24 protein-coding genes are annotated in these 25,241 nt (G+C 63.0%); 5 read left to right on the top strand and 19 right to left on the bottom strand.

Annotation, left to right across the window (positions count from 1 at the left end; all coding sequences use genetic code 11):
• Positions 1–77: 77 nt before the first annotated feature.
• The 8 genes from BFQ00_RS22225 to BFQ00_RS22190 all read right to left on the bottom strand — a co-directional run bounded on the left by BFQ00_RS22225 (position 78) and on the right by BFQ00_RS22190 (position 6,482).
• The gene (locus BFQ00_RS22225; protein ID WP_065934775.1) at positions 78–2,138 is read right to left on the bottom strand and encodes a TonB-dependent copper receptor; all 2,061 of its coding nucleotides are present in this window, start codon (positions 2,136–2,138) and stop codon (positions 78–80) included.
• 93 nt (positions 2,139–2,231) lie between these two features.
• The gene (locus BFQ00_RS22220; protein WP_083227421.1) at positions 2,232–2,579 is read right to left on the bottom strand and encodes a DUF2946 domain-containing protein; all 348 of its coding nucleotides are present in this window, start codon (positions 2,577–2,579) and stop codon (positions 2,232–2,234) included.
• A gap of 52 nt (positions 2,580–2,631) precedes the next feature.
• A complete protein-coding gene (locus tag BFQ00_RS22215) occupies positions 2,632–3,114 on the bottom strand; it encodes a copper chaperone PCu(A)C (RefSeq protein WP_065895732.1) in 483 nt (160 codons plus the stop codon).
• A 47-nt stretch (positions 3,115–3,161) separates the two neighbouring features.
• Positions 3,162–3,554: a DUF2946 domain-containing protein gene (locus tag BFQ00_RS22210; RefSeq protein ID WP_065934773.1), complete on the bottom strand. Its 393-nt coding sequence runs from the start codon at positions 3,552–3,554 to the stop codon at positions 3,162–3,164.
• Between the two features lie 282 nt (positions 3,555–3,836).
• Positions 3,837–4,160: a helix-turn-helix domain-containing transcriptional regulator gene (locus BFQ00_RS22205; RefSeq protein WP_065883425.1), complete on the bottom strand. Its 324-nt coding sequence runs from the start codon at positions 4,158–4,160 to the stop codon at positions 3,837–3,839.
• Between the two features lie 5 nt (positions 4,161–4,165).
• Positions 4,166–4,498, bottom strand: coding sequence for a type II toxin-antitoxin system RelE/ParE family toxin (locus BFQ00_RS22200; protein ID WP_065934772.1), 333 nt, complete (start codon positions 4,496–4,498; stop codon positions 4,166–4,168).
• Positions 4,499–4,554: 56 nt separating this feature from the next.
• Positions 4,555–5,280, bottom strand: coding sequence for a cobalt-precorrin-6A reductase (locus BFQ00_RS22195; RefSeq protein ID WP_065934771.1), 726 nt, complete (start codon positions 5,278–5,280; stop codon positions 4,555–4,557).
• Positions 5,277–6,482 carry a bifunctional cobalt-precorrin-7 (C(5))-methyltransferase/cobalt-precorrin-6B (C(15))-methyltransferase gene (locus tag BFQ00_RS22190; RefSeq protein ID WP_065934770.1) on the bottom strand — a complete coding sequence of 402 codons (1,206 nt, stop codon included), beginning with the start codon at positions 6,480–6,482 and terminating at the stop codon, positions 5,277–5,279. The genes BFQ00_RS22195 and BFQ00_RS22190 overlap by 4 nt, the downstream gene beginning before the upstream one ends.
• Before the next feature lie 38 nt (positions 6,483–6,520).
• Between BFQ00_RS22190 and cobG the strand changes: the two genes are divergently transcribed.
• From cobG to BFQ00_RS22165, 5 genes are all read left to right on the top strand, one after another.
• A complete protein-coding gene (gene cobG, locus BFQ00_RS22185) occupies positions 6,521–7,867 on the top strand; it encodes a precorrin-3B synthase (RefSeq protein ID WP_065934769.1) in 1,347 nt (448 codons plus the stop codon).
• Positions 7,860–8,486: a precorrin-8X methylmutase gene (locus BFQ00_RS22180; protein ID WP_065934768.1), complete on the top strand. Its 627-nt coding sequence runs from the start codon at positions 7,860–7,862 to the stop codon at positions 8,484–8,486. Before cobG ends, BFQ00_RS22180 begins: the two co-directional genes overlap by 8 nt.
• Positions 8,486–9,217, top strand: a complete 732-nt coding sequence (locus tag BFQ00_RS22175; RefSeq protein ID WP_065934767.1) for a precorrin-2 C(20)-methyltransferase — start codon at positions 8,486–8,488, stop codon at positions 9,215–9,217. Before BFQ00_RS22180 ends, BFQ00_RS22175 begins: the two co-directional genes overlap by 1 nt.
• The gene (gene cobJ / locus BFQ00_RS22170; protein ID WP_065934766.1) at positions 9,217–10,854 is read left to right on the top strand and encodes a precorrin-3B C(17)-methyltransferase; all 1,638 of its coding nucleotides are present in this window, start codon (positions 9,217–9,219) and stop codon (positions 10,852–10,854) included. Before BFQ00_RS22175 ends, cobJ begins: the two co-directional genes overlap by 1 nt.
• Positions 10,855–11,092: 238 nt before the next feature.
• Positions 11,093–11,872, top strand: coding sequence for a hypothetical protein (locus BFQ00_RS22165; protein ID WP_065883440.1), 780 nt, complete (start codon positions 11,093–11,095; stop codon positions 11,870–11,872).
• On the opposite strand, the gene BFQ00_RS22160 is transcribed toward BFQ00_RS22165, so the two are convergent.
• The 11 genes from BFQ00_RS22160 to aroQ form a co-directional block, all read right to left on the bottom strand.
• Complete coding sequence (locus BFQ00_RS22160) at positions 11,869–12,465, bottom strand: MarC family protein (protein ID WP_065883442.1); 597 nt, start codon at positions 12,463–12,465, stop codon at positions 11,869–11,871. The genes BFQ00_RS22165 and BFQ00_RS22160 overlap by 4 nt on opposite strands.
• Before the next feature lie 178 nt (positions 12,466–12,643).
• Positions 12,644–15,415: a hybrid sensor histidine kinase/response regulator gene (locus BFQ00_RS22155; RefSeq protein WP_065883443.1), complete on the bottom strand. Its 2,772-nt coding sequence runs from the start codon at positions 15,413–15,415 to the stop codon at positions 12,644–12,646.
• A gap of 101 nt (positions 15,416–15,516) precedes the next feature.
• A complete protein-coding gene (gene purD / locus BFQ00_RS22150; RefSeq protein WP_065883445.1) occupies positions 15,517–16,809 on the bottom strand; it encodes a phosphoribosylamine--glycine ligase in 1,293 nt (430 codons plus the stop codon).
• Positions 16,810–16,957: 148 nt separating this feature from the next.
• Positions 16,958–18,565: a bifunctional phosphoribosylaminoimidazolecarboxamide formyltransferase/IMP cyclohydrolase gene (purH, locus tag BFQ00_RS22145; RefSeq protein WP_065934765.1), complete on the bottom strand. Its 1,608-nt coding sequence runs from the start codon at positions 18,563–18,565 to the stop codon at positions 16,958–16,960.
• 81 nt (positions 18,566–18,646) lie between these two features.
• Complete coding sequence (fis, locus tag BFQ00_RS22140) at positions 18,647–18,967, bottom strand: DNA-binding transcriptional regulator Fis (protein ID WP_007250933.1); 321 nt, start codon at positions 18,965–18,967, stop codon at positions 18,647–18,649.
• The gene (dusB, locus tag BFQ00_RS22135; protein WP_065883448.1) at positions 18,964–19,977 is read right to left on the bottom strand and encodes a tRNA dihydrouridine synthase DusB; all 1,014 of its coding nucleotides are present in this window, start codon (positions 19,975–19,977) and stop codon (positions 18,964–18,966) included. Before dusB ends, fis begins: the two co-directional genes overlap by 4 nt.
• A 185-nt stretch (positions 19,978–20,162) precedes the next feature.
• On the bottom strand, positions 20,163–21,422 hold the full coding sequence (locus tag BFQ00_RS22130; protein ID WP_065934764.1) for a DUF3426 domain-containing protein: 1,260 nt from the start codon (positions 21,420–21,422) through the stop codon (positions 20,163–20,165).
• A gap of 30 nt (positions 21,423–21,452) precedes the next feature.
• Positions 21,453–22,331: a 50S ribosomal protein L11 methyltransferase gene (gene prmA / locus BFQ00_RS22125; RefSeq protein ID WP_065934763.1), complete on the bottom strand. Its 879-nt coding sequence runs from the start codon at positions 22,329–22,331 to the stop codon at positions 21,453–21,455.
• Between the two features lie 266 nt (positions 22,332–22,597).
• The gene (gene accC / locus BFQ00_RS22120) at positions 22,598–23,959 is read right to left on the bottom strand and encodes an acetyl-CoA carboxylase biotin carboxylase subunit (RefSeq protein ID WP_065894600.1); all 1,362 of its coding nucleotides are present in this window, start codon (positions 23,957–23,959) and stop codon (positions 22,598–22,600) included.
• Between the two features lie 17 nt (positions 23,960–23,976).
• Entirely contained in the window at positions 23,977–24,438 is a 462-nt protein-coding gene (accB, locus tag BFQ00_RS22115) for an acetyl-CoA carboxylase biotin carboxyl carrier protein (RefSeq protein ID WP_065894602.1), read from the bottom strand.
• 24 nt (positions 24,439–24,462) lie between these two features.
• Complete coding sequence (gene aroQ, locus BFQ00_RS22110; protein WP_057724120.1) at positions 24,463–24,918, bottom strand: type II 3-dehydroquinate dehydratase; 456 nt, start codon at positions 24,916–24,918, stop codon at positions 24,463–24,465.
• Positions 24,919–25,241: the final 323 nt, after the last annotated feature.

The following is a 25,241-nucleotide window of genomic DNA, read 5'->3' as shown; positions in this document are numbered from 1 at the left end:
TCCCACATTGGATTGGGTTCACATAGTTGGATTTGGGAACCCGGTCAAGTGTGGGAGGGGGCTTGCCCCCGATGCTGTTAGAAGCTCATATCCACCTTGGTCCAGAGCGTACGCCCCGGTTCCTTGATGGCCTGCGGGTCGCTTGCCGGGTAACCGAACCCGGCATTCCCCGCCAGGTTCAAATGCTCGGCGTATGCCTTGCCAAACAGGTTGTCGACCCCGCTGCTGACCTTGAAGTGCTTATTGATGCGGTACGCGGCGTTGAGCGAGAACACGCCAAAACCGCCGCTTGTGTCGTAGTCCTTGCCGACCACGTTGCCCTTGTTCGGGTCGATGCGGTTCTGCGCCGCGACCACCCGCCACAACGCGCCGGCACTCCAATCGTCCTGGCTGTAGGTCAGGCCCAGGCGCGCATCCAGCGGCGGCATCTGCGGCAGGGCGTTGCCGTCGCTGCTGTTCTTGCCCCAGGCGTAGGCGAGGCTCGCGTCGGCTTTCCAGTGAGTGGTCAGCTTGTACGCCGCGCCCAGTTCACCGCCCATGATGCGTGCGTCGACATTGCGTGCCTGGGAAGTGGTGCCCATCATGCCGGGCCGGTAGTCGAACAGGATGAAGTCGCGCACCTGGCCGACATAAGCCGAGGCCCAGGCGTCAAGGTTGGCGGTTTTGTACTGCGCGCCAACATCCAGCTGGGTGGTCTTCTCCGGCTTAACGCCGTCGAAGGCATTCACCGAGCCGGCCGCGCCGGTGTTGGGGGAGAACAGTTCCCAGTAGTCCGGGAACCGTTCTGCGTGACCCAGGCCCGCATAAACGGTAGTGGGCGTGTCCGCAAGGTCATGCTCAAAGCGCACGAAGCCCGAGGGCAAGGTGTCTGCGCGGGTGGCGTCGGCGGTGGGGTTGGCACGGCTCATCATTGCCGAGCCGTTGCGTTGGCGAAAATCCCTGGCCGAGGCACGGTCCAGGCGGGCGCCGGTGATCAGGCGGTCAGTGTCGGCGGCGTACCAGGTCAGTTCACCGAACACGCCGTAGTTGTGAAAGTCGGCGTCCTTGCTGCGCGGCAGGTCCTTGTAGGTGTCGATGCCCATGCTGCTGCGCGCGCGGTGTTCGTTGGTCTGCGCGTCCAGGCCGCCCATCAGTTGCACATCGGCCCAGCGCCAGGTCGCCTTGATCCGCCCACCGAGGGTGCGCCGGTCGACGTTGGAGGCCATGGGCCCGGCCATCATGCCGGTGCCCGAGGGGAAGCGCAGGCTGTAGTTGTCCATGACGTGGTCGGCGTAGTTGTAGTAGACCTGGGCCTCGACCTTGTCCAGCACCTCGCCGATATTGGACTTTTCGAAACGCAGGCCGAGGCTTTCGCGCAGGAACTGCGAGCCGTCCATGCCGCGCCCGGCATAGCGCGCTTCGCCATCGCCACGGCCGGCGGTGAGTTCCAGCAGGGTATCGGCGTCGGGGGTGAAACCGACGGCCACGTCGCCATTCCACTTGTCATAACGCGAGGCGACGCGGTCGTTGTTGCCGTCCTTGTAGTCGTCGGCATGGGCCTGGTTGCCGATCACCCGCACATAGCCCAACGGCCCTCCGGCAGCGGCATCGATGACCTTGTCGAAACGCCCGTTGGAGCCGGCCAGCACACTGGCATTGACCCGCGTGTCCAGCTCGCCGAACTGCTCGGGCTCGCGCTCGAACAGGATCGTACCGGCTGACGCACCGGGGCCCCAGAGCACGGTTTGCGGGCCTTTGATCACGGTGAGTTTGTCGTAGGTTTCCGGCGAGATATACGAGGTGGGCGCATCCATGCGGCCCGGGCAGGCGCCGAGCATCATGCCGCCGTTGGTAAGGATATTCAGGCGCGAGCCGAACATGCCGCGCAACACCGGGTCACCGTTGGTGCCGCCGTTGCGCACCAGGGCGAAGCCGGGGATGGTCTTGAGGTAATCGCCGCCATCGCTGGCGGGCACCGGCTGGCGTGGATCCTTGGGGTGGGTGACAACGGTAAGCGGCGAGCTGGGGGCGATCGCGGTGACGACCGTGGGGCTCAGTTCGTGTTCGTCAGCATGGGCGTGTGGCGCAAGCAGCGCGCCGCACAGAACGGCGAAAACCGGGGCAGCGCCCAATCGGGTGTCAGCAGAAAACCTGGACATGAAAAATTCCATCAATCAGTCGTAAACAACACGGCCAGCAGCCTGCGGCTGTCTGTTTGAAGTCGGCCGGGGTGAAGTAGCGCGGTGAAGGGCTTACGACGCGATGGGCGGCGCACGACTGCGCGCGCCGGGGAAGATGCTCTGCCGGGCATGGCCCAGGCGCGGGGTGGGGATGAGCGCGTTGGCGGGCGGCGGGGTGCCGAGGGTGATGTAGGAGACGCTGCCGGGCAGGGCAGGGCAACTGAACAGCAGGCTGCAATAGCCGCATTTTTCCCAGAGGACATGATGTTCGTCGGGGGCTTTGCTCGGCTTGGGCTCGCCGTGGCACGCGGGCATGTCCATGGACATACCTGCGTGATGATCCATCGGCATCGCCTGGGAAATCAGCGGACCGATAAAGATCATCAACATGGCGAACAGGCTGACCCAACTGCCGCGCATCAAGCCGCGGCGTGGAGACAACCTGGCGCTGCGGGCGCCCATCGGGGTAGGCCTACTGGGCGTGCTTATGCTCGTGAGCGGTCATCGGTGGCGACTTCTGAACCGATACGTTCACCTCGACCTTGCCGGCTTTTTCAAACGTCAGGGTCAGTGGGAATTGCTTGCCATCGGCCAACAGGCTGCGGTCCTTGAGGCCCAGCAGCATCACGTGATAGGCCATCGGCGCGAACGTCAGTTCGCCCTTGGCCGGTACGGCAACGCTGGGCACTTGCTGCATCTTCATCAGGTCGCCCTGCATCACATGCTCGTGCAGCTCGGCTTTTTCGGCCACGCTGGTTTCAACGCCAAGCAGGCGATCCGGGGCAGTCCCGGTGTTATGAATCACAAAGTACGCCGCGACCGTGGGCGCATTCGGTGGCAACTCCTGGGACCAGGGGTCGCTGACCAACAGGTCACCGGCCTTGTAGTCCTCGGCATTGGCAGCACTGAACACCGGCAGCAGCAACGCCGCCAGAAGCAGGGAAGATTTAAGCATGGCAGTTCTCCGGAACGGTTCTAAACGCAGTTCACTTGCGAAGAAGATCAGACCGTTGGAGAGGCGCGGGGATTGAGGCTCGGCCATTGCCGGCGCGGGGCGGGATTGCGCAACACGCGCGGCGGCAGGCTCTGCAGCGCTTGCTGGCGCGTCACATACAACTGCGGCACATGCCCCGGCAACGCCACCCACGGCGCCGAGCCCGAGCAACACCAGCAATGCTGCATGGCGGAGTGATCGTCCGGCGCTGCCGGGATTTCCAACTGACCCAGGGCAATGGCCTGCAGGCTGGCGCCATTGGACGAACAGAACCCACCCAACAGCAGGCGCTTGACCGGGTCATCGGTCTGCTTCATCGCACTGGCCAGCGGCATGGCAAACGCATTGAACAGCACTGCAAGGCAGGCGATCCAGGCAATTGCAAAGCGTTGACGGGCCATGGCGGATAATCCGTAGGGTTAAACGATCAGGCGGGTATTTAGCCTGATCGGGGGGGATAAGTAAAAACGCGTGGTGTGGTGTGGTGTCGCAGTGTCGGATTTGAGGATAGACGGGGAATTGAGTGGGTGCCGAACTTCAAGGCTGCCCAGGTCAACTGTGGGAGGGGGCTTGCTCCCGAGTGCGGAGGAACAGCCAGAAAATCAGTGACTGACACACCGCTATCGGGGGCAAGCCCCCTCCCACATTGCCTGTAGCATCGCTGATGCTGGTTGTTGTACCAATTATGCAGCGGGAACTCCGTGCACCTGCATGTCGACACCTAAGGCTTTTCTGATCACTGCAAAAATCGCGGCGAGGTTATCCATGCTTGGATTACCGCTGGCTGAGAGCATTCGGTGCAGGCTTTTACTCGGTTTGGCAGTTTCTTTCGCAAGTCCTTCAAAACCCACCGTGGCGTTGACCAAATCACGCAGAATCACGCGGGAAACTTCCGGCTCACCGTTGAGAAACAGCGTAGCGGCCTCGTCGAGAAGAGCTTGGGCAAATGCAGGGTCGCGCTGGGCACGTTCAGCGATGGTGTGCTTGTAGCTACGGGTTAACGCCATGCTGGTTACCTCTTTTGTTTCAATTTCTTGTCACGCTGATGCTCATTGATCAGCGACTTAACGACTTTGATATCGCGCTTTTGACTGGACTTGTCCCCGCCACCGAACAGGATGATTAATCGTAGGCCTGCCTGTATCAGATAGATTCGCAGGCCTGGCCCCCAATCGATGCGGTATTCACCGAACCCGTCGCACCACTTGATGTTGCTGGTGTTGCCCATTTCAAGTCGAACCAGAGCGGTCGTAACTCTGGTTGCCGCCGGCACACTCAAGGATGAAAACCACTCATCGAACGGGCTGGACAGGTTGTCACGTCGGTATTCTTCAATCTCGATCATTCGCCGTCCTGAAGGTAACAAATAGGTTACTTATCAAGCAAGCGAGAGATCCTGACTTATCGAATGAAATTTGCCAACGCGATGAGTGTTTCTTCAGGCGACAAGAGTTCACGGTCTACATGAGCCAACACCGGCCGCTTCAACACCAACACCGGCACCCCACACTCCCGCGCCACCTCCAGCTTCGGTTCGGTGGCGGTGCTGCCGCTGTTCTTGCTGATCAGCACATCAATCCGGCGTCGTTCGAATAACGCCCGCTCATCCTCGATCAGAAACGGCCCGCGTGCGCCGATCACTTCACAGCGCTCGTTGCCCGGGTACACGTCCAGCGCGCGCAACGTCCAGAACTGGTCGGCGGGGATTTCATCGAGATGCTGCAACGGTTCGCGGCCCAAGGTGAACAGCGGGCGCTTGAAGGGCTTCAATCCTTGGATCAGTTCAGCCCAGTCAGACACTTCGCGCCAATCATCGCCGGCCTGCGGCTGCCACGCCGGACGTCGCAATGCCCAGCACGGCACAGCGCACAACCGTGCAGCCCGGGCCGCGTTGTGGCTGATCTGCGCTGCATACGGATGGGTGGCATCGAGGATCAGGCTGATGCGTTCATCACGAACAAACTGCGCCAACCCTTCAGCGCCTCCATAGCCCCCGACGCGAACCTGGCAGCTCAGGTCGGTCGGCACACGTCCCACGCCGGCCAAACTGTAGATATGCTCCGGCCCCAGGGTGCGGGCAATGGCCAGCGCTTCCGTCACGCCGCCCAGCAACAGGATCCTTTTCATTGCGGCTTGATCACTTCCAGCAGCGTGATCGGCAACGCCTGGCGCCAGGTGTCGAACTCGCCCAGTGGCTGCGCCTGGGCGACGTGGATGCGGGTCAGTTCGCCGCCGTGCTCGGCGCGCCAGTTCATCAAGGTCATTTCGCTTTGCAGGGTCACGGCGTTGGCGACAAGACGGCCACCGGGGCGCAGGTGTTGCCAGCAGGTGTCGAGCACGCCGTCGCGGGTGACGCCGCCACCGATGAAGATGGCGTCGGGTACCGGCAGGCCGTGCAACGCGTCCGGGGCTTTGCCGCGAATCAGGTGCAGGCCCGGCACGCCGAGGGCGTCGCGATTGTGTTCGATCAGGCCTTGGCGGCCCGGGTCGGGCTCGATCGCCAGGGCACGGCAGCTGGGGTGCGTGCGCATCCATTCGATGCCGATGGAACCGCTGCCCGCGCCCACATCCCACAGCAGTTCGCCGGGCATCGGGGCGAGGCGGGCGAGGGTCATGGCGCGCACATCGCGCTTGGTCAGTTGGCCGTCGTGCTGGAACGCCGAGTCCGGCAGGCCTGCCAGGCGCGACAAGGGCGGCGTCTCGCTGGAGGCCAGGCAATCGATGGCGACCAGGTTCAGATCGGCAGTGCCGAGGTGATGCCAGTCTGCGGCCAGGCCGTCCAGGCGCCGCTCGTTCGCGCCGCCCAAGTGTTCAAACACCGTCAATCGGCTGGGCCCGAACCCTGCCTGCGTCAATAACGCGGCAATCAACGCAGGGCTGCCACCATCATTGCTCAGCACCAGCAAGCGCACACCGCTGGCCAGGTGCGCGTTGATTGCCGCGAAAGGTCGGGCCACCACGGACACCGTCACCACGTCCTGCAACGGCCAGCCCAAGCGCGCCGCCGCCAGGGACACCGACGACGGCGCCGGTAGAACCAGCAACTCATCCGCCGCAATCTGGCGCGCCAGACTGGCGCCGACGCCATAGAACATCGGATCACCACTGGCCAATACGCACACAGGCTCCCCACGCCGTGACAACACCGGCTCCAGGGAAAACGGGCTCGGCCACGCCTGGCGCTCGCCACTGATACACAATGGCAACAGGTCCAACTGGCGTTGGCCGCCTATAATCCGCGTAGCGCGCAACAGGGCGTGCCGGGCATTCCTGCCCAGGCCCTTGAAGCCGTCTTCACCGATGCCTACAACCGTCAGCCAGGGCGACATAGCAATTCCTTGAACGACATCCGACGGGCAGGCTTTTCATGCCGCCGGACAAAGCAGGCATAATACCGCGCCTTTACCCGTCAACCGGTAGCCCCGTGAACCCAACGCCCGCTGTAAATACCTTGCGCCCCTCGGCCTGTCCGGGGTTGCTGCGTATTGTCCAGGCGTTGGACGGCGGTATCTGTCGGGTCAAACTGGCCGGTGGTTCGCTTACCGCGGCCCAGGCCAACGCCGTGGCGGATGCTGCCCAGGCGTACGCGGGCGGGGTGATCGAGGCGACCAACCGCGCCAACTTGCAGATTCGCGGGATCGGCGCCGAGCAGGACGCCTTGATCGCAATGCTGCTGGCGGCCGGCCTCGGCCCGAGCAACGCGGCCGGTGATGACGTGCGCAACCTGATGCTCAGCCCCAGCGCCGGCATCGATCCGCAGATGCTGTTCGACACCCGCCCGCTGGCCGCGCAGATTCTTGCCACGTTGGACAGTCATCCGCGGTTTCATCAGTTGTCGGCCAAGTTCGCCGTGCAGCTGGACGGTGGTGAAGCCCTGGCGATGCTCGAGCATCACCATGACCTGTGGCTGTCGGCGTTTGTGCGCGAGGGGCAAACGCTGCTGGCGTTCGGCCTGGCCGGCTGCCCCGGCCTGAATGCGCCGGTGGCGGCCGTGCCACTGAACCAGGGCCATGCGCTGGTGGTGGCGGTGCTGGAGGCCTTTCTCGACCTGGCGACGCCCGAACAAACGCGCATGCGTCATCTGGCTGTGGATAAGTTATTGAGCCGCCTGAGCCTGCCGCTGCTGTCGGCCCAGGGCTTCAAACGCCCGGCCGGTGGTGCGCTGCTGCACATCGGAAGTTATCCCCAGCCCCGGAAGAATCAGTTCTACGTCGCGGCAGTCGCGCCACTGGGCCGTCTGGATTCGCGGATGCTCCAGGGCGCCGCGCAGCTGGCCAGCGAGCACGGCGATGGCACGTTGCGCTTCACGCCCTGGCAAGGCGTGCTGCTGCCCAACATTGCACGCCCTGGCGCCGTCACCGACCGCTTGGGGCAACTGGGCTTTCTCTGTTCAATCGAGCAACCCCTTGCGCGCATGATTGCCTGCACCGGTTCCAGCGGTTGCGGCAAAGGCCTGGCCGATACCAAGGCCGACGCAGTGCAACTGGCCACCCTGCAACCCGGCGTGGAGGTGCACCTGTCCGGTTGCCCGCGCTCCTGCGCCGCCGCGCACACCGCGCCGGTCACCTTGCTGGCGGTGAGTCCCGGCCATTACGACCTCTATTTTCGCGACGCCGCCCATCCAGGGTTTGGCCGGCTGCACGCGCGCACTCTTTCCATTGACGCGGCGGGCGCCCTGTTACGCGCTCGCCCACGGAGCAACACCGATGATTGATTACATCCGCGACGGTCAGGAGATCTATCGCAACTCCTTCGCCATTATTCGCGCGGAAGCCAACCTGGACCGCATCCCGGCCGATCTGGAAAAACTCGCGGTGCGGGTGATTCATGCCTGCGGCATGGTCGAGGCGATCGACGGCCTGCAATTCTCCGAAGGCGCGGGCAAGGCCGGGCGCGACGCGCTCGCGGCGGGCGCACCAATTTTATGCGATGCGCGGATGGTCTCCGAAGGCGTGACCCGCGCGCGTCTGCCGGCCAATAACGAGGTGATCTGCACCCTGCGTGATGACAGCGTGCCTGAGCTGGCGCGGGCGTTGGGCAACACCCGTTCCGCTGCCGCGCTGGAGCTGTGGCGCCCGCACCTGGCAGGCAGCGTGGTGGTGATCGGCAACGCGCCGACCGCCTTGTTCTACCTGCTGGAAATGCTCGACGCCGGCGCGCCGAAACCGGCGTTGATCCTCGGCTTCCCGGTGGGCTTTGTCGGCGCCGCCGAATCCAAGGCGATGCTTGCCGCCGACAGCCGTGGCGTGCCGTTCGTGATCATGCAGGGCCGTCTGGGCGGCAGTGCCATGGCCGCCGCCGCCGTCAATGCGCTTGCCACGGAGGTCGAATAATGCACCCACGCGGACGTCTGATCGGCCTGGGCGTGGGCCCCGGCGACCCGGAACTGATAACGGTCAAAGCCCTGCGCCTGCTGCGCGAGTCGCCGGTGGTGGCGTACTTCGTGGCCAAGGGCAAGAAGGGCAATGCGTTCGGCATCATCGAAGATCATCTGGTGCCGCAACAGACCCTGATGCCACTGGTGTACCCGGTAACCACCGAGGCGCTGCCGGCGCCGCTGTCCTATGAGCAAGTGATCAGCGACTTCTACGACACCGCCAGCGTCGACGTGGCCGCGCACCTGGATGCGGGCCGCGATGTGGCGGTGATCTGTGAAGGCGACCCGTTCTTCTACGGCTCCTACATGTACCTGCATGACCGCCTTGCCGAGCGCTATGAAGCGCAGGTCATCCCGGGCGTGTGTTCGATGCTGGGCGGCGCTTCGGTGTTGGGTGCGCCGCTGGTGTATCGCAACCAGAGCCTGTCGGTGCTGTCGGGGGTGTTGCCGCACGACGACCTCAAGCGCCGGCTGGCGGACGCCGACGCGGCGGTGATCATGAAGTTGGGGCGCAACTTCCACAAGGTGCGCCAGGTGTTGGAGGAACTCGGTCTGGCCGGGCGTGCGCTGTACGTGGAACGCGCCACCATGGCCAATCAGAAAATCGTGCCGCTGGACCAGGTGGAGCCGATGTCGTCACCGTATTTTTCCTTGATCATCGTGCCCGGTGAACGGTGGCAAGGTTGATGAGCCCGGCGATTGTCATTCTGGGCCAGGGCAGCCTGGCGACTGCGCGCAGGATCCAGCAGCTTTACCCGGCCGCGCAGATCCATGGCCTGACCGGTCGGGTCGACGGCGCGGACCAGGTCTACAGCGAATTCGGCGCCACACTGCGCCAGCTCTACCAGCAGGGAACACCGCTGATTGCGCTGTGCGCCGCCGGCATCGTCATCCGTACCCTCGCGCCGCTGCTGCTCGAAAAAGGTGAGGAGCCGGCCGTGCTGGCCGTTGCCGAAGACGGCAGCGCCGTGGTGCCCCTGCTGGGCGGGCTGGGCGGTGTGAATGTGATGGCGCGGGAGATTGCCGCTGCGCTGGGGGTGGCGGCGGCGATCACCACCAGCGGCGAGTTGCGCTTTGGCACCTGCCTGCTCAACCCGCCGAGGGGCTATGAGTTGGCGGACCTGGAGTTGGGCAAGCGCTTTGTCTCGGACCTGCTCGCCGGTGAAAGCGTGCGCATTGAAGGCGCGGCGCCCTGGCTGGCGCAGGCCAACTTGCCGCAGGCCGCGCAGGCGCGCCTGGCGATACATGTGGGCAGTGCCGAGCGCGTGCCGGCCGCCAACGAATTAGTGATTTATCCGAAAACCGTCTGCGCCACCTGCAAGCCGGGCGCGCACCTGGCCGCACGTGTGCGCACCGCCTTGCATGAGGCAGGCATTGCCGTGCAGTCGCTGGCGTGCCTGCTTGCCAGCGACCTGCAGATGGCTGATGCGTCACTGCATGAGGCTGCGCTGGAACTGGGCGTACCGCTGCGGTTTGACAAGGTCGAGCCGCAGGCGGACATCACCCTCAGCGTCGCCGAACAGCCGTTGGACGTGTCACAGGTCGGCCGCCCACGCGGGCGCCTTGCCGTGATCGGGCTCGGTCCGGGCGCCGCTGACTTGATGGTGCCGGCGGTCAAGGCCGAGTTGGCGCGCTGCACCGATGTGCTGGGCTACGAAACCTACGTGCGCATGGCCGGGCCGTTCCGTGAGGATCAGGTGCAGCACTGCACGGACAACCGCGAAGAAATGCAGCGGGCCCGTCACGCCTTCGAGCTGGCCGCCCAAGGGCGCTCGGTGGTGGTGGTGTCGTCCGGCGACCCGGGTGTATTCGCCATGGCCGCTGCGGTGATCGAGGCGTTGCATGAGTCCGGCGACCCGGCCTGGCACCAGGTCGACCTGCAAATCCTGCCGGGCGTCTCGGCGTCCCTGGCCACCGCTGCCCAGGCCGGGGCGCCGCTGGGGCATGATTTCTGTGTGATGTCGCTGTCGGACAACCTCAAGCCGTGGTCGATCATCGAAAAGCGTCTGGACCTCGCGTCCCAGGCCGACCTGGCCCTGGCCTTCTACAACCCGATTTCCCGCGCGCGGCCGTGGCAACTGGGGCGTGCACTGGAGATCGTCGCCCAGCACCGCACCCCTGAAACGCCGGTGGTGCTGGGCCGCGATATCGGTCGCCCGGGCCAGACGCTGCGCGTCACCACCCTGGGGCAACTCACCCCGGACCAGGTGGACATGCGCACCATGGTGCTGATCGGCTCGTCCACCACCTGCACCTTTGCGCGTGCCGGTGGCGGCGAGTGGGTGTACACCCCGCGCTGGTACGGCGATAAACCCGCCGGCTGAAAACAGCTCGGCAGTGGCCCGAAAGCTCCGAATGACACCAGGATTTTTCTGTTGTCGTTCGGGGCTTTTTCTTTTTTTCACGACGAAACTACGAGGCTCATCGTGCATGCCGCGTTATTGCGGGTCGGCGCGTTTTGCCGGGCCGCGCCAAGGGATGTTTGTTGCCTGGAAAGCCCGTCGGTGAGTGGACTAGTGTGGTTACAGGCCCCGAGTCGGGGTGTACGTGGAGAATTGGGAAATGGAGCGACACCACAGAAGGATCAACAGTACAAAACGGCGCAAGCTGATTGCCGCCTACAAATTGCCGGGCGCGCCGGGCACGCCCGCGACGTTACCGCTGGACACCGAAGATGACTGCAATGCGGCGGTGGTCAACAACGGGGTGATTTCCTTTGCCGAGGGGCTGTCCGGGCTTAACCGCGAATACATCCGTAAAAGCTACCTGCTGGCCAGCAGTTACGTGAGCGATGTATTGAAGGTGCATCGGGGCACCGAGGCCTGGTACGACGAATTTATCAAAGTGATGGTCAGCCTCGGCTGGCTGCCGGTGCGCAGCAGCTTCGAGCGCGTCTCGCGCGCGGGCAGGGGGCTGACGGTGCAACTGACGGCGCTGAATATCATCGGCGCGATGCTCGCCTCGATGTCCATGTCGGGGCCGTTGCTCAGCCTGCTGCCGAAACTGGCCGCCGATGCGCTGGAGACCTTGAAGCAACTGCCGGCATCTTTCGATTTGTTCAAACGCAACAGCAGCGTGCATCAGGGTGGTGACTTCGGCGTGGCGTCCTGCGCTGAAACCAATGGCGAAGTGATGATGGTCCTGGTGACCTACAGCAGCCATGGCGTGAGCAAGCAGGTGGGGTTGCCGTTCCTTGAATGGGACAGCTCATCGTTCGAGGCCTTCAGCGGGCAGACCTGCCTGGTGCTCAATACCTCGGTGGTCAATGAACAGACCCTGCAACTGATGCGCGACAGTGCGGGTGACAAAGTGCAGTCGGCCATCGCCAAGTACCGGATCTAGGTCACCAGATAGCCACGGACCCCGGTAAAGATAATTTGCGCGGCCAGGGCGCACACGAACAAGCCCATCAACCGACTGACAATCTGCAAGCCCTGGTCGCCAAGAATGCGTTCGATCCGATTGGACAGGTACAGCACCACCCCCACCGTGAGACTGGCCAGGGCGATGCTGAGGATGGCAGTGAGCTTGTCGTCCCAATGGGGCTGGCTCACCCCCATTACCAGCAATGCGCCGATGGTGCCGGGGCCGACCGTGAGCGGGATGGTCAGCGGTACGATGGTCACGTCCTGCTGCACGTTATCGGTTTGCACCGCCGACTTGCCCTGGGCCATGCCCAGGGCGGAGATAAACAGCACGCTGCCGGCGCCGATGCGGAACGCGTCCACGGTGATGCCGAACACACTGAAAATGACCCGGCCGAACAGGTACAGCAGCACGCTCGACACCAGCGTCGCCAACGCGACTTTCCAGGCCAGGCGCCGCCGCTCCTTGCTGGAATAGCCGCGGGTCAGGCTGATAAAGCAGGACAGCACGAAGAACGGGCTGTAGAGCACCAGCATCTTCAGGTAAACGCTGAATAACACGTGGAGCATGGGGGGACTCGCGGGCGGTGGAAGTGCAGTGAGTCTATCAGGCGACGCGCGTCAAATGTGGGAGGGGGCTTGCCCCCGATTGCAGTGTGACAGTCAGCTTATTTGTCACTGACCCACCGCTATCGGGGGCAAGCCCCCTCCCACATTTGATCACCCATAGCACTTGATGGCATTTCAATCAGGAAGGCGCGTGTTCCGGGCGTTGCTGGCGTTGCACAACCCAGTAATCCACCAGCTCGCGCAACTGTGACAGTTCCACCGGCTTGGCCATATGCCCGTCCATCCCCGCCTGGCGCGCGCGTTCTTTATGTTCCGAGAGAATATGCGCCGTGAGCGCCACCACCGGCGTGCGCACACGTTGGTGGCTGACTTCCCACGCGCGCAGCTGCTGGGTGGCGGAGAAACCATCGAGGATCGGCATTTCACAGTCCATCAGCACCAGGTCATAGCGTTGGGCTTTCATCGCCTCCAACGCTTCTTCGCCGTTGCTGGCGGTATCCGGGTTGAGGTTGAGCTTGCCGAGCATGCCGCGTATCACTTTGGTGGAGATACTGTTGTCCTCGGCCACCAGGATGCGGAAGTCGCTGGGCACGGTAATGGCTGCCGGCGCGGCGGGAGCGAGGCGAGGGTGGGGGGCGCCTTTGCTGCGCTGGGTCAGTTCGTCGGCCAGGGTGGTCTTGAGCGTATAACCGGCCACCGGCTTGGCGAGGATGCGCTTGATCCCGCAGTTGCGCGCGATGATCTTGCTCGGCGCGTTGCTGATGCCGGTGAGCATGATCAGCAGGATATCGTGGTTCAGGCTCGGGTCTTCCTTGATCTTGGCCGCCAGTTGCATGCCGGTCATGCCGGGCATGTTCTGGTCCAGCAACACCACGTCGAAGTAATCGCGCAGGTGCGCCTTGGTGCGCAGCAGGGCCAGGGCCTCTTTGCCCGAAGCCACGGCGCTGACGTTCAGGCCCCAGGCCGAGCATTGCTGCAGCAGCACCTTGCGGCAGGTGTCGTTGTCGTCCACCACCAGTACCCGTGCGTCCTTGAGCGGGCCGTCGAGATCGGAGGTCGGGTGCTCGAGGCGTTCGGGGTCCAACGGCAGGGTCAGCCACAGGGTACTGCCCTGGTGACTGCCGCTCTTGACGCCGAATTCGCCGTTCATCAACAGGATCAACTGGCGTGCGATCACCAGGCCCAGGTGGCCGCTCAAGCGTGTGGCCGAGAGGAAGTTCTTGCTGTGCAGTTCGCTGTGCATCAGGGCGTCGCGCTCGGCGGCGTCCATGGGCACGCCGCTGTCTTGCACGGCAATGCGCAGGCGTGGCTGGGGGCTGCGCTCGTCGAGGGCAACGACGATCAGCACTTCGCCCTCGTCGGTTTTATGCAGGGCGTTTTCCAGCAGGCTCAACAGCGCCTGGCGCAGGCGTGTCGGGTCACCGCTGATCACGCGCGGCACCTGGGGCTGGATAAAGCTGATCAGCTCGACGTTCTGCTGCTCTGCCTTGGCGCGGAAGATGCTCAGGCAGTCGTCGATCAGCGCGTTGAGGTCGAACTGCACATCATCGAGTTCGATCTGCCCCGATTCGAGCTTGGAGATGTCCAGGATTTCGTTGATCAGCGTGAGCAATTCGTTGCCGGCGCTGTGAATGGTCTGCACGTAGTCGCGTTGTTTCACCGACAACGGCGTGCCCAGCAGCAACTCGGTCATGCCCAGCACGCCGTTCATGGGGGTGCGGATTTCGTGGCTGATTTTCGCCAGGAACTCCGCTTTGGCCGCGATTTCGGCATTGCTCGCGGCCAGGTCGCGGCTGAGGCTGAAGCGCGTTTCAACAATGGCGCGCTGGCGTTCGCCAAGGGCCAGGCTCATCAGCAGGCCGCTGATGCAGATGAAACTCAGCAGGGTGATGATCAGGCCTTGCGGTGCCAACAACGTGAGGCCGAGCAGGGCGGGAAGAATGATCAGCGTGCCGATGTTGAACACCACCATCCCCGCCACGAACAGGCGCGCCGGACGATAGCCCCGTTGCCAGTGATAGGCCGAGACAAACAGCATGCTCAGGCCGGCCAGCGCCACCAGGGCATAGGTGATGATGTTCAGCGGCAGGGTGTTGACGAACAACAGCAGCAGGCCACACAGCACGATCACCAATATGTCGGCCATCAACAGTTTGTTCAGCGGGTGCGGGCCCAGCGGCATGAAGAAGCGATAGGCAAACATCAGCCCGCACGGCGCGGTCAGCAGCAGGGCGAGGTAGGCGCCGGGGGTCTGGATCGCGTGCCAGTTGGGCAGCCACGGCCCCACCACGTTGAGCAACAGTGCCAGGCTGAGCATCAGCAGGAACTCACACGCGGCCAGCCACAGGCTGCTGCGCGAGCGGTGGTAGGCGAAGCGCGTGAGGTTATGCAGGATCAGCATCAGCAGGACGCCGAACAGCAAGCCGTAGACCAGCGTCTGGTTCTGGTTGGCGGCGGCGAGTACGGCGGGTTCCAGGGTGATATAGGGGCGCAGCTCGTGTTCCGACACCAGGCGCAGGTAAACCTCGAGCGGGCGCTGGCTCTGTGGCATCGGCAGCATGAAGTCACTGCTGGGCAGCGGGCGCTCGGCCTGGGGTTGGCGCGTGCCGGTGGTCTGCTGCTCCACCAGGCTGTTGCCGTCCAGCACATACAGGCTCAGGCTCGACAAGTCCGGGGCGAACACCCGCAGCACCTGTTCATGCTTGCCGGGTTGCAGCTTGAAGCGTACCCACAACGCACCGTCCGGGGGCGCGGCGGTAATCCGGTCCAGTTCGATGGGGCTGAATTGATTGGTGTAGCGCGAGGAACGGATGTCGCTCAGTTGCAGGTCGGCCTGATCATCGAGCAAGACTGCCCAACCACTGCCTTGCGCCGCGGCTTGAGCCGGGACCAGGCAGAGCAGGGTCAGCAGACTGACGGTAAAACCTAAGGCGATCCTGAGCCAGCGCACGGCGAAGTCCCTTCGTAGGTGAATGCACGGGTTAACTATGCGCGGGGCGGCATGAGTACGGCAAGGGCCAGAGGCCCTTACCTACCCGAACGGATAGCTACTCAGTGGTTCTCGCCGCGTTCACGGGCAATGGCGCGGTAACCGATGTCGGTGCGGTAGAAGCAGCCTTTCCAGTCGATTTTTGCGGCCAACTTGTACGCTTGCTGCTGCGCGGCATCGACGCTGGCGCCCATCGCGGTGGCGCACAGCACGCGGCCACCGGCGGTGACGACCTTGCCGTCCTGCAGCGCAGTGCCGGCATGAAACACTTTGCCTTCCAGCGCAGCCGCGGCGTCCAGGCCTTCAATCACATCGCCCTTGGCGTAATCGGCAGGGTAACCGCCGGCCGCGAGCACGATGCCGACGCTCGGGCGTGGGTCCCACTGTGCTTCGACCTTGTCCAGGGCCTGGGCCAGCGCGGCTTCCACCAGCAGCACCAGGCTCGATTGCAGGCGCAGCATCACCGGTTGGGTTTCCGGGTCGCCGAAGCGGCAGTTGAACTCGATGACTTTCGGGTTGCCGGCTTTGTCGATCATCAGGCCGGCGTAGAGGAAACCGGTGTAGACGTTGCCTTCGTCGGCCATGCCGCGCACGGTCGGCCAGATCACCAGGTCCATGACGCGCTGGTGCACCTGGGCGGTGACCACCGGCGCCGGGGAATAAGCACCCATGCCGCCGGTGTTCGGGCCGCTGTCGCCGTTGCCGACGCGCTTGTGGTCCTGACTGGTGGCCATCGGCAAGACGTTCTTGCCGTCGACCATCACGATGAAGCTGGCTTCTTCGCCGTCGAGGAATTCCTCGATGACCACGCGCGAACCGGCATCACCAAAGGCGTTGCCGGCGAGCATGTCGCGTACGGCGTCCTCGGCTTCCTGCAGGGTCATGGCGACGATCACGCCTTTACCGGCGGCCAGGCCGTCGGCCTTGATCACGATTGGCGCACCTTTTTCACGCAGGTAAGCCAGGGCCGGCTCGATCTCGGTGAAGTTCTGGTAGTCGGCGGTCGGAATCTTGTGGCGCGCCAGGAAGTCCTTGGTGAAGGCTTTCGAGCCTTCCAGTTGAGCGGCACCGGCGGTCGGGCCGAAGCAATCCAGGCCACGGCTGCGGAACAGGTCGACGACGCCGGCCACCAGCGGTACTTCCGGGCCGACGATGGTCAGGGAGACGTTCTTTTCGGCAAAGTCCGCCAGTTGCTCGAGCGCCAGCACGTCGATGGCGACGTTTTCGCACTTGGCTTCAATGGCGGTACCGGCGTTGCCGGGCGCAACGAAGACTTTCTGCACACGGGGGTCCTGGGCAACTTTCCAGGCCAAGGCGTGTTCACGGCCACCGCTGCCAATGATCAAAACATTCATTTCAAAAACCTCTGGGAAACGCTGTGCTTCACTGTAGGAGCGAGCTTGCTCGCGAAGATCGTCAACGATAACGGGGGAAACCTGACCCCCGTGGCGCTCTCGGGCTTTTCGCGAGCAAGCTCGCTCCTACAGTAGGAAGCAGTGGTGTTTAGTGGCGGAAGTGGCGCATGCCGGTGAAGACCATCGCTATACCGGCTTCATCAGCGGCGGCGATGACTTCAGCATCACGCATCGAGCCACCCGGTTGGATCACGGCGGTCACGCCGGCTTTCGCGGCATTGTCCAGGCCATCACGGAACGGGAAGAACGCATCGGACGCCATCACCGAGCCCATCACCTGCAAGCCGGCGTGTTCAGCCTTGATCGCGGCGATACGCGCCGAGTTCACACGGCTCATCTGGCCGGCGCCGACACCGATGGTCTGGCGGTTCTTGGCGTAGACGATGGCGTTGGACTTGACGTACTTGGCCACTTTCCAGGCAAAGATCAGGTCGTTGATCTCTTGCTCGGTGGGCGCGCGTTTGGTCACGACTTTCAGATCCTGGCTGCCGATCATGCCGATGTCGCGGCTCTGTACCAGCAGGCCGCCATTGACGCGCTTGTAATCCCAGGCAGCGGCGCGGTCAGCCGACCATTCACCGCAGGCCAGCAGGCGCACATTGGCTTTGGCCGCGACGATGGCGCGGGCCTCTTCGCTGACGCTTGGCGCGATGATCACTTCGACGAACTGGCGCTCGACGATCGCCTTGGCGGTCTCGGCATCCAGTTCGCGGTTGAAGGCGATGATGCCGCCGAACGCCGATTCGGTGTCGGTGGCGTAGGCCAGTTCGTAGGCCTGGCGGATCCCGCCTTCAGCGTCCGGGCTCACGGCCACGCCGCACGGGTTGGCGTGCTTGACGATCACGCAGGCCGGTTTGACGAAGCTCTTCACGCATTCCAGCGCGGCGTCGGTGTCGGCCACGTTGTTGTAGGACAGCTCCTTGCCTTGCAGCTGGGTCGCAGTGGCAATGCCCACTTCGGTCGGGTTTGCCTCCACGTAGAACGCCGCGCTCTGGTGCGGGTTCTCGCCGTAGCGCATTTCCTGGGCCTTGATGAACTGGCTGTTGAAGGTACGCGGGAACTGACTGCGGCCTTCTGTGCTCAAGGTCTCGGCCGCCTGGTTCACGGTGCCCATGTAGTTGGCGATCATGCCGTCGTAGGCGGCGGTGTGTTCGAACGCCTTGAGCATCAGGTCGAAACGCTGGGCGTAGGTCAGACCGCCGGCCTTCAGGCTTTCCAGCACTTGGGCGTAGTCGCCGGCATTGACCACGATGGCCACGTCTTTGTGGTTCTTGGCCGCCGAGCGGACCATGGTCGGGCCGCCGATATCGATGTTTTCGATGGCGGTCGGCAGGTCGCAGCCTGGCTTGTTGATGGTGGCTTCGAAGGGGTAGAGGTTGACGGCCACCAGGTCGATCGGCTTGATGCCGTGCTCGTTCATGATGGCGTCGTCGATACCGCGACGGCCGAGGATGCCGCCGTGAATTTTCGGGTGCAGGGTTTTGACCCGACCGTCCATCATTTCCGCGAAACCGGTGTAGTCCGCGACTTCTACTGCGGCCACGCCGTTGTCCTGCAGCAGTTTGAAGGTCCCGCCCGTGGAGAGGATTTCCACGCCCAGGGCTTCCAGCTCCCGGGCAAATTCGAGGATCCCGGTCTTGTCGGAAACACTGATCAAGGCGCGGCGGATCGGCAGGCGGGTAGTCTGGTCGGTCATTTCAATTTCCATCAAAAGCAAAGGAGTCAGCAAAAAAGGCGACCGTTTTTACGCGGGCGCCTTTCTGGTTTGATTGAATGCTTACAGCAAATCGTACTGCTTGAGCTTTTTGCGCAAGGTCCCACGATTGAGGCCCAGCAGCTCACTGGCTTTGGTCTGGTTGCCCTTGACGTAGTTCATCACGCTCTCGAGCAGGGGCGCCTCGACTTCGGAGAGCACCAGGTTGTACACGTCCGTGACGGAAGCACCCTCGAGGTGGGCGAAATAATTGTGCAGCGCCTTCTCGACACTCCCGCGAAGGGTCTGGCCTTCTTCGCTCGGCGTGTTGAGGTGCTGTTTCAAATTGACGTTGTCGCTCACGGGTGCTGTTCCACTCACTAAAGTCTCGGTCATCAAGGTCATGCGGCCACCCCTTCTCCATCCCCTGTTGCCAGGCTCTTGTCACGTTCGGCGAAGAATTCACGAACGATGGCGACCTGTGCCTGCGTTTCATCCAAACGATTGAACTGAGCGCGCAATTCCTTGGCGCCCGGCAAGGTGGCGAGGTACCAGCCGACATGCTTGCGAGCAATACGTACGCCCATCACGTCCCCATAGAAGGCGTGCAGGGCGGCCAGATGCTCCAGCAGAATACGTTCCACCTCGGTCAGTCCCGGTGCCGGCAACACGTCGCCGGTACGCAGGAAATGCTCGATTTCACGGAAAATCCATGGCCGCCCCTGGGCGGCCCGGCCGATCAACAAGCCGTCGGCACCGGTGGCGTGCAGCACGCGCCGGGCTTTCTCGGCTGAATCGATATCGCCATTGGCAAACACCGGCATCGACACGGCCTGCTTGATCGCGGCAACCGTGTCGTACTCGGCTTCCCCGGTATAAAGGTCGGCGCGGGTGCGGCCATGCACCGCCAGCGCTGCAATACCCGCCTGTTCGGCGATCTTCGCCACCGTCAGGCCATTCTTGTTGTCCCGGTCCCAGCCGGTACGAATCTTCAGGGTCACCGGCACATCGACTGCGGCGACAACGGCCTGCAGGATCTCGGCAACCAACTGCTCATCTTTCAACAGGGCGGAACCGGCGGCCTTGTTGCAGACCTTCTTGGCCGGGCAGCCCATGTTGATATCAATGATCTGCGCGCCCAGCTCCACATTGGCCCTGGCCGCATCCGCCAGCATCTGCGCATCTCCCCCGGCGATCTGCACCGAGCGCGGCTCGGGATCACCTTCGTGGATCATGCGCATCCGCGACTTGCGGGTGTTCCACAAACTCATGTCGCTGGTGACCATTTCAGAGACTACTAGACCCGCGCCCAAACGTTTGCAGAGCTGACGAAAGGGCTGGTCCGTGACGCCCGCCATCGGGGCGAGGATCAAGCCGTTGTGCAATGTATATGGGCCGATGCGTACCGCCGACATAGGACTTCCCTGTTGTGGGGCCGGATCATTAGAGTTCGAAAAAGGGTTGGCATGATACCCGCTCTCGATGACTGGATAAAGGCTGAATTGGATAAAATCTGAACAGTTATTTTTTTATCGCCATCGGTTTGGATGACGCCGGTGCAGTCAATAATCCGTCGTCAAACCACGGTTGCGGCGTAGCTTCATTCGGGCGAATGGAAGGTCAGGCTGTAATTCACGGCTTTGTTGCCGGGGTCGAGGATGTCCAGGGAGATGTGGATCGGCACCTGCGATGGCATTTCGCTGACCCCGGCCAATTCGCCGCTCAGGTATTCGGCGGGCTTGAAGCGCCGACTGGCGATCAGGCCGCCGTTGAGGTCGGCAAAACGCAGTTCCAGCAGCGGGAAGGGCTGGGAGAAGGTTGCGCGGTTGTAGATGATCGCATCCACCACCAGGGCCCCGGCGAACTCCGGGTGGCTGCGCACCACCAGGTTGCTGCTCTTGATATGGGCGATGTCGACCCGCGATGGCACGGTGCAGCCCAAGGTCGGGCACAGTTGCTGGAACCACGGGCGGTAGGTGTCCTGGCGGGCCAGTTCGTCGAATTGGTAGGCGATGTACTGGCCTGCCAGGCCGGCGGCAGCGAGCAGCACCAGCACGATCCAGATCAGGCGGCGACCCCAGCCTGACGCGCGCTTGTGCGCATACAGGTGCAGCGGATCGTCTTCCAGCTCCTGGAACAGGTCGTCGTGGGCGCTGGAATCGGCGCGCACTCGCTTGCGCCGCGATTGCGCACGCTCGTCGACTGCGTTCGCCGCCGGGGTCAGGGGCGTGAACGGTGGGTCCGGATCATCATCGTCGTGCGGGGTCTCACGCAGTGGCGGCTCGTCGTCGATATCGTCGGTGTGAAAGGACATGGACGGTTCGGTGCGGGCGCTCGGCGCAGGTTCCGCTTCGGCGGGCAGGTCGCGTTCCTGCGGCGGCTCGCTGAACAGACTGGCGGCCCATTTTTCTTCCTCGGCCTTGACCGTATGGCGACTGGCGCTGAGGGCCTCGTCCTTGTGCCGACGGTCGGCCCCCGGCTGGCGCCGTTCTGCGCCGACGGGCTGGGTGTGCTGAATCTCGCGGCGCTCGAGTTTGGCTAGCTCTTCGTCCAGGTCCAGGTTGTCCAGGTCCAGTTCTTCGGCCGTCCACTGCTTCTGGCTGATGGCGCGTGGGGCTTCGGCGGCAGGCTCAAGCTCAGGGGCGTGGTCGGGAGCATAGTCAGGAGCGTGGCCAGGAGCATGGTCAGCAGCCTGGCCAGGTTGCATGTGCGCCCGTTGCTCCAGTAGCTGGCGAGCGGCATTGAACACTTGCAGGCACGAGCCGCAGCGCACCACGCCGCGGGCCACGTTCAACTGAGCGTGGCTGACGCGAAAGCGCGACTGGCAATGCGGGCACTGGGTGACGAAACTGTCGGTCATGCGGCCATCCGATTCAGGCAAGCGCTCATTCTAGCGCCGACGTCCACTGATGCGCACCCAACCGTCACGGTTGGCGATGGGGTCCAGCTCGAAATCCCGGGCGTAGGCGGCAGCGACCTCTTCGCCCTGCTCGGCGAGGATGCCCGACAGCGCCAGGCGCCCGCCCGGCTTGACCAGGCTCGACAACTGCGGCGCCAGTGAAACCAGCGGGCCGGCGAGAATATTGGCGACCAGCACATCGGCCTGCACCTGGGGCAGGTCCTCAGGCAGATAGAGTGGGAATTTGCCTTCAGCAATGTGATTGCGCCCGGCGTTATCGCGGGAAGCTTCCAGCGCTTGCACGTCGATATCGGTGCCCACGGCTTCGTTGGCGCCCAACAGCAGGGCGGCGATCGCCAGGATCCCCGAGCCGCAGCCGAAGTCGAGCACGTTGCAGTCAGTCAGGTCCTGGCCGTCCAGCCATTCCAGGCACAGCGCGGTGGTGGGGTGAGTGCCGGTGCCGAACGCCAGGCCCGGGTCCAGCAGCAGGTTGACGGCCTCCGGCTCGGGTGCGGCGTGCCAGCTTGGTACGATCCACAGGCGCTGGCCGAAGCGCATGGGCTGGAAGTTATCCATCCAGCTGCGTTCCCAGTCCTGGTCTTCGATCACTTCGCTGTGATGCTCGGGCAGCGGGCCGCCGGTGAGCAATTCCATATGCGCCAGCACGGCGTCGGCATCGGTGCCGTCTTCGAACAGGGCCAGCAGATGGGTGTGGGACCACAGCGGGGTGGTGTTGAGTTCCGGTTCGAAGATCGGCTGGTCTTCGGCATCCATGAAAGTCACCGACACGGCGCCGACTTCGAGGAAAGCGTCTTCGTAGGTTTCGGCTTGTTCCGGGCTGATGGCGAGACGAACTTGCAGCCAAGGCATGGCGGGCACCTTTGAAAAAAATGAGTGTGCAGCGCGTAGGCCGCGAAAGCGCGCAAGTTTACGCGAGCGAACGGCAGAAGACGACCTGCACAGATCAAATGTGGGAGGGGGCTTGCCCCCGATTGCAGTGTGTCAGTCTCAATATCTGTAACTGATCCACCGCTATCGGGGGCAAGCCCCCTCCCACATTTGGACTGTGTATGGCCTGAAAGTTGGGGTGCACAAACAACAAAACCGCCCGAAGGCGGCTTTGTTGGGTGGAGCACTTACTGGTTGGCCAGCTTGTGTTCCAGGTAGTGAATGTTCACACCACCTTCGCAGAAGCCTTCATCACGAACCAGGTCCCGATGCAGCGGGATGTTGGTCTTGATGCCGTCGACCACGATTTCGTCCAGGGCGTTGCGCATGCGGGCCATGGCCTCGTCGCGGGTCGCGCCCCAGGTGATCAGCTTGCCGATCAGCGAGTCGTAGTTGGACGGAACCTTGTAGCCGCTGTACAGGTGCGAATCCACACGTACGCCGTTGCCGCCGGGCGCGTGGAAATGCTTGACCAGGCCAGGGCTCGGCATGAAGGTTTGCGGGTCTTCGGCGTTGATGCGGCACTCCAGGGAGTGGCCGTGGATCTTCACGTCATCCTGGGTGAAGGACAGCACGTTGCCGGCGGCGATGCTGAGCATCTCCTTGACGATGTCGATACCGGTGACCATCTCCGAAACCGGATGCTCTACCTGCACACGAGTGTTCATCTCGATGAAGTAGAAACGGCCGTTCTCGTAGAGGAACTCGAAGGTACCGGCGCCACGGTAGTTGATGTCGATGCACGCCTTGACGCAGCGCGCCAGGACTTCCTGGCGGGCCTTTTCGTCCAGACCCGGTGCCGGCGCTTCTTCCAGGACCTTCTGGTGACGACGTTGCAGCGAGCAATCGCGGTCACCCAGGTGGATCGCGTGGCCCTGGCCGTCGGACAGTACCTGCACTTCCACGTGACGTGGGTTGGTCAGGTACTTCTCCAGGTAGACCATCGGGTTGCCGAACCAGGCACCCGCTTCGGAGCGGGTCTGCTTGGCGGCTTCGATCAGGTCTTCTTCCTTGTGCACCACGCGCATGCCGCGACCACCACCACCACCGGCGGCCTTGATGATCACCGGGTAACCGACTTCGCGACCAATGCGCAGCGCGGTTTCCTCGTCTTCCGGCAACGGGCCGTCGGAGCCAGGAACGGTGGGCACGCCGGCTGCAATCATGGCGTCCTTGGCCGAAACCTTGTCGCCCATCAGGCGGATGGTTTCGGCTTTAGGGCCGATGAAGGCGAAGCCGGATTTTTCCACCTGTTCGGCGAAATCGGCGTTTTCCGCGAGGAAGCCGTAGCCCGGGTGGATGCCATCAGCGCCGGTCACTTCAGCGGCCGCGATGATGTTCGAGACTTTCAGGTACGAGTTCGTGGCCAGTGGCGGGCCGATGCAGATGCTTTCGTCCGCCAGTTTCACGTGCATCAATTCGGTATCGGCCGTCGAGTAAACAGCGACGGTCTTGATGCCCTCTTCCTTACAGGCGCGCAGGATACGCAGCGCGATCTCGCCGCGGTTGGCGATCAGGACTTTTTGCAGTTTCTTCGCAGGTTTCAACATCGAAGGTGCTCCGCGGTTCAAACGATGGTGAACAGCGGCTGGTCGTACTCAACCGGCTGACCGTTTTCTACCAGGATGGATTCAATGACGCCGGCTTTTTCCGCAGTGATGTGGTTCATCATCTTCATCGCTTCCACGATGCAGATGGTGTCGCCCACTTTCACGGTCTTGCCCACTTCAACGAAGGCCGGCGAGGTCGGTGCCGGGGTGCGGTAGAAGGTACCGACCATTGGCGACTTGACCACGAAACCGTTCAGCTCAGGGGCTGCCGGGGCCGCAGGTGCTGCGGCTGGAGCGGCGGCGGCAGGTGCGGCAGCGGCTGGCGCCGGTGCTTGCATCTGGGGTGCGTAGAACTGTTGGGCCGGGGTCTTGCTGTGACGGCTGATCCGTACGGACTCTTCGCCTTCCTTGATTTCCAGCTCGTCGATACCGGATTCTTCCAGCAGTTCGATCAGTTTCTTAACTTTACGGATATCCATGAATCATCAACTCCCAAGGGTCGGTCAGGGGCGTTTAGCCTGTTCTTCAACGTGTTCCAGGGCGGCCTCCAGGGCCAGTCGGTAACCGCTGGCGCCAAGGCCGCAGATCACTCCTACCGCTACATCGGAGAAGTAAGAGTGATGGCGGAAAGCTTCGCGTTTGTGCACGTTCGATAAATGCACTTCGATGAATGGGATGCTCACCGCCAGCAGCGCGTCACGTAATGCAACGCTTGTATGCGTGAAAGCGGCGGGATTGATCAGAATAAAGTCCACGCCTTCGCCGCGCGCGGCGTGGATGCGATCAATCAATTCATACTCGGCATTGCTTTGCAGGTAGAGCAAATGGTGGCCGGCAACACGGGCCCTCTGTTCCAGATCGAGGTTGATCTGCTCCAGCGTCACTGCCCCGTAGACGCCCGGTTCACGGGTGCCGAGCAGGTTCAGGTTGGGTCCGTGAAGAACCAGTAAGGTCGCCATCGGCTGTTCCTTGTTATTGGTTGGGGTAGCGCAGAACCCGGCGACTATGCCGCAAAGCCTTTGTGACTGTCCAGTTCTATGCAGTAGCCAGCACGATTAGCGAGGATAGCGCGAAATTTGTGACTGTGAGTTGGGATTCGGTCATGGGTAATACAGTCGTGAAATCGCGGGGGATTCCATGTGGGAGGGGGCTTGCCCCCGATGACGGCCTCTGGGCCGACCAGGATGCTGGATCAGACCGAGTACATATCCGTTTCTTCGGTCACGGCTGCTAATGGTTCCGCTTTTACAGCGGCTCACTTTTGAAAAGCGCAAAAGTAAGC

Source organism: Pseudomonas sp. 28 E 9 (assembly GCF_900004785.1).
GTDB classification, from domain to species: domain Bacteria; phylum Pseudomonadota; class Gammaproteobacteria; order Pseudomonadales; family Pseudomonadaceae; genus Aquipseudomonas; species Aquipseudomonas orientalis_A.
Note: the sequence above shows the minus strand (reverse complement) of the source record. Positions and strands in the feature narration are given on the sequence as shown.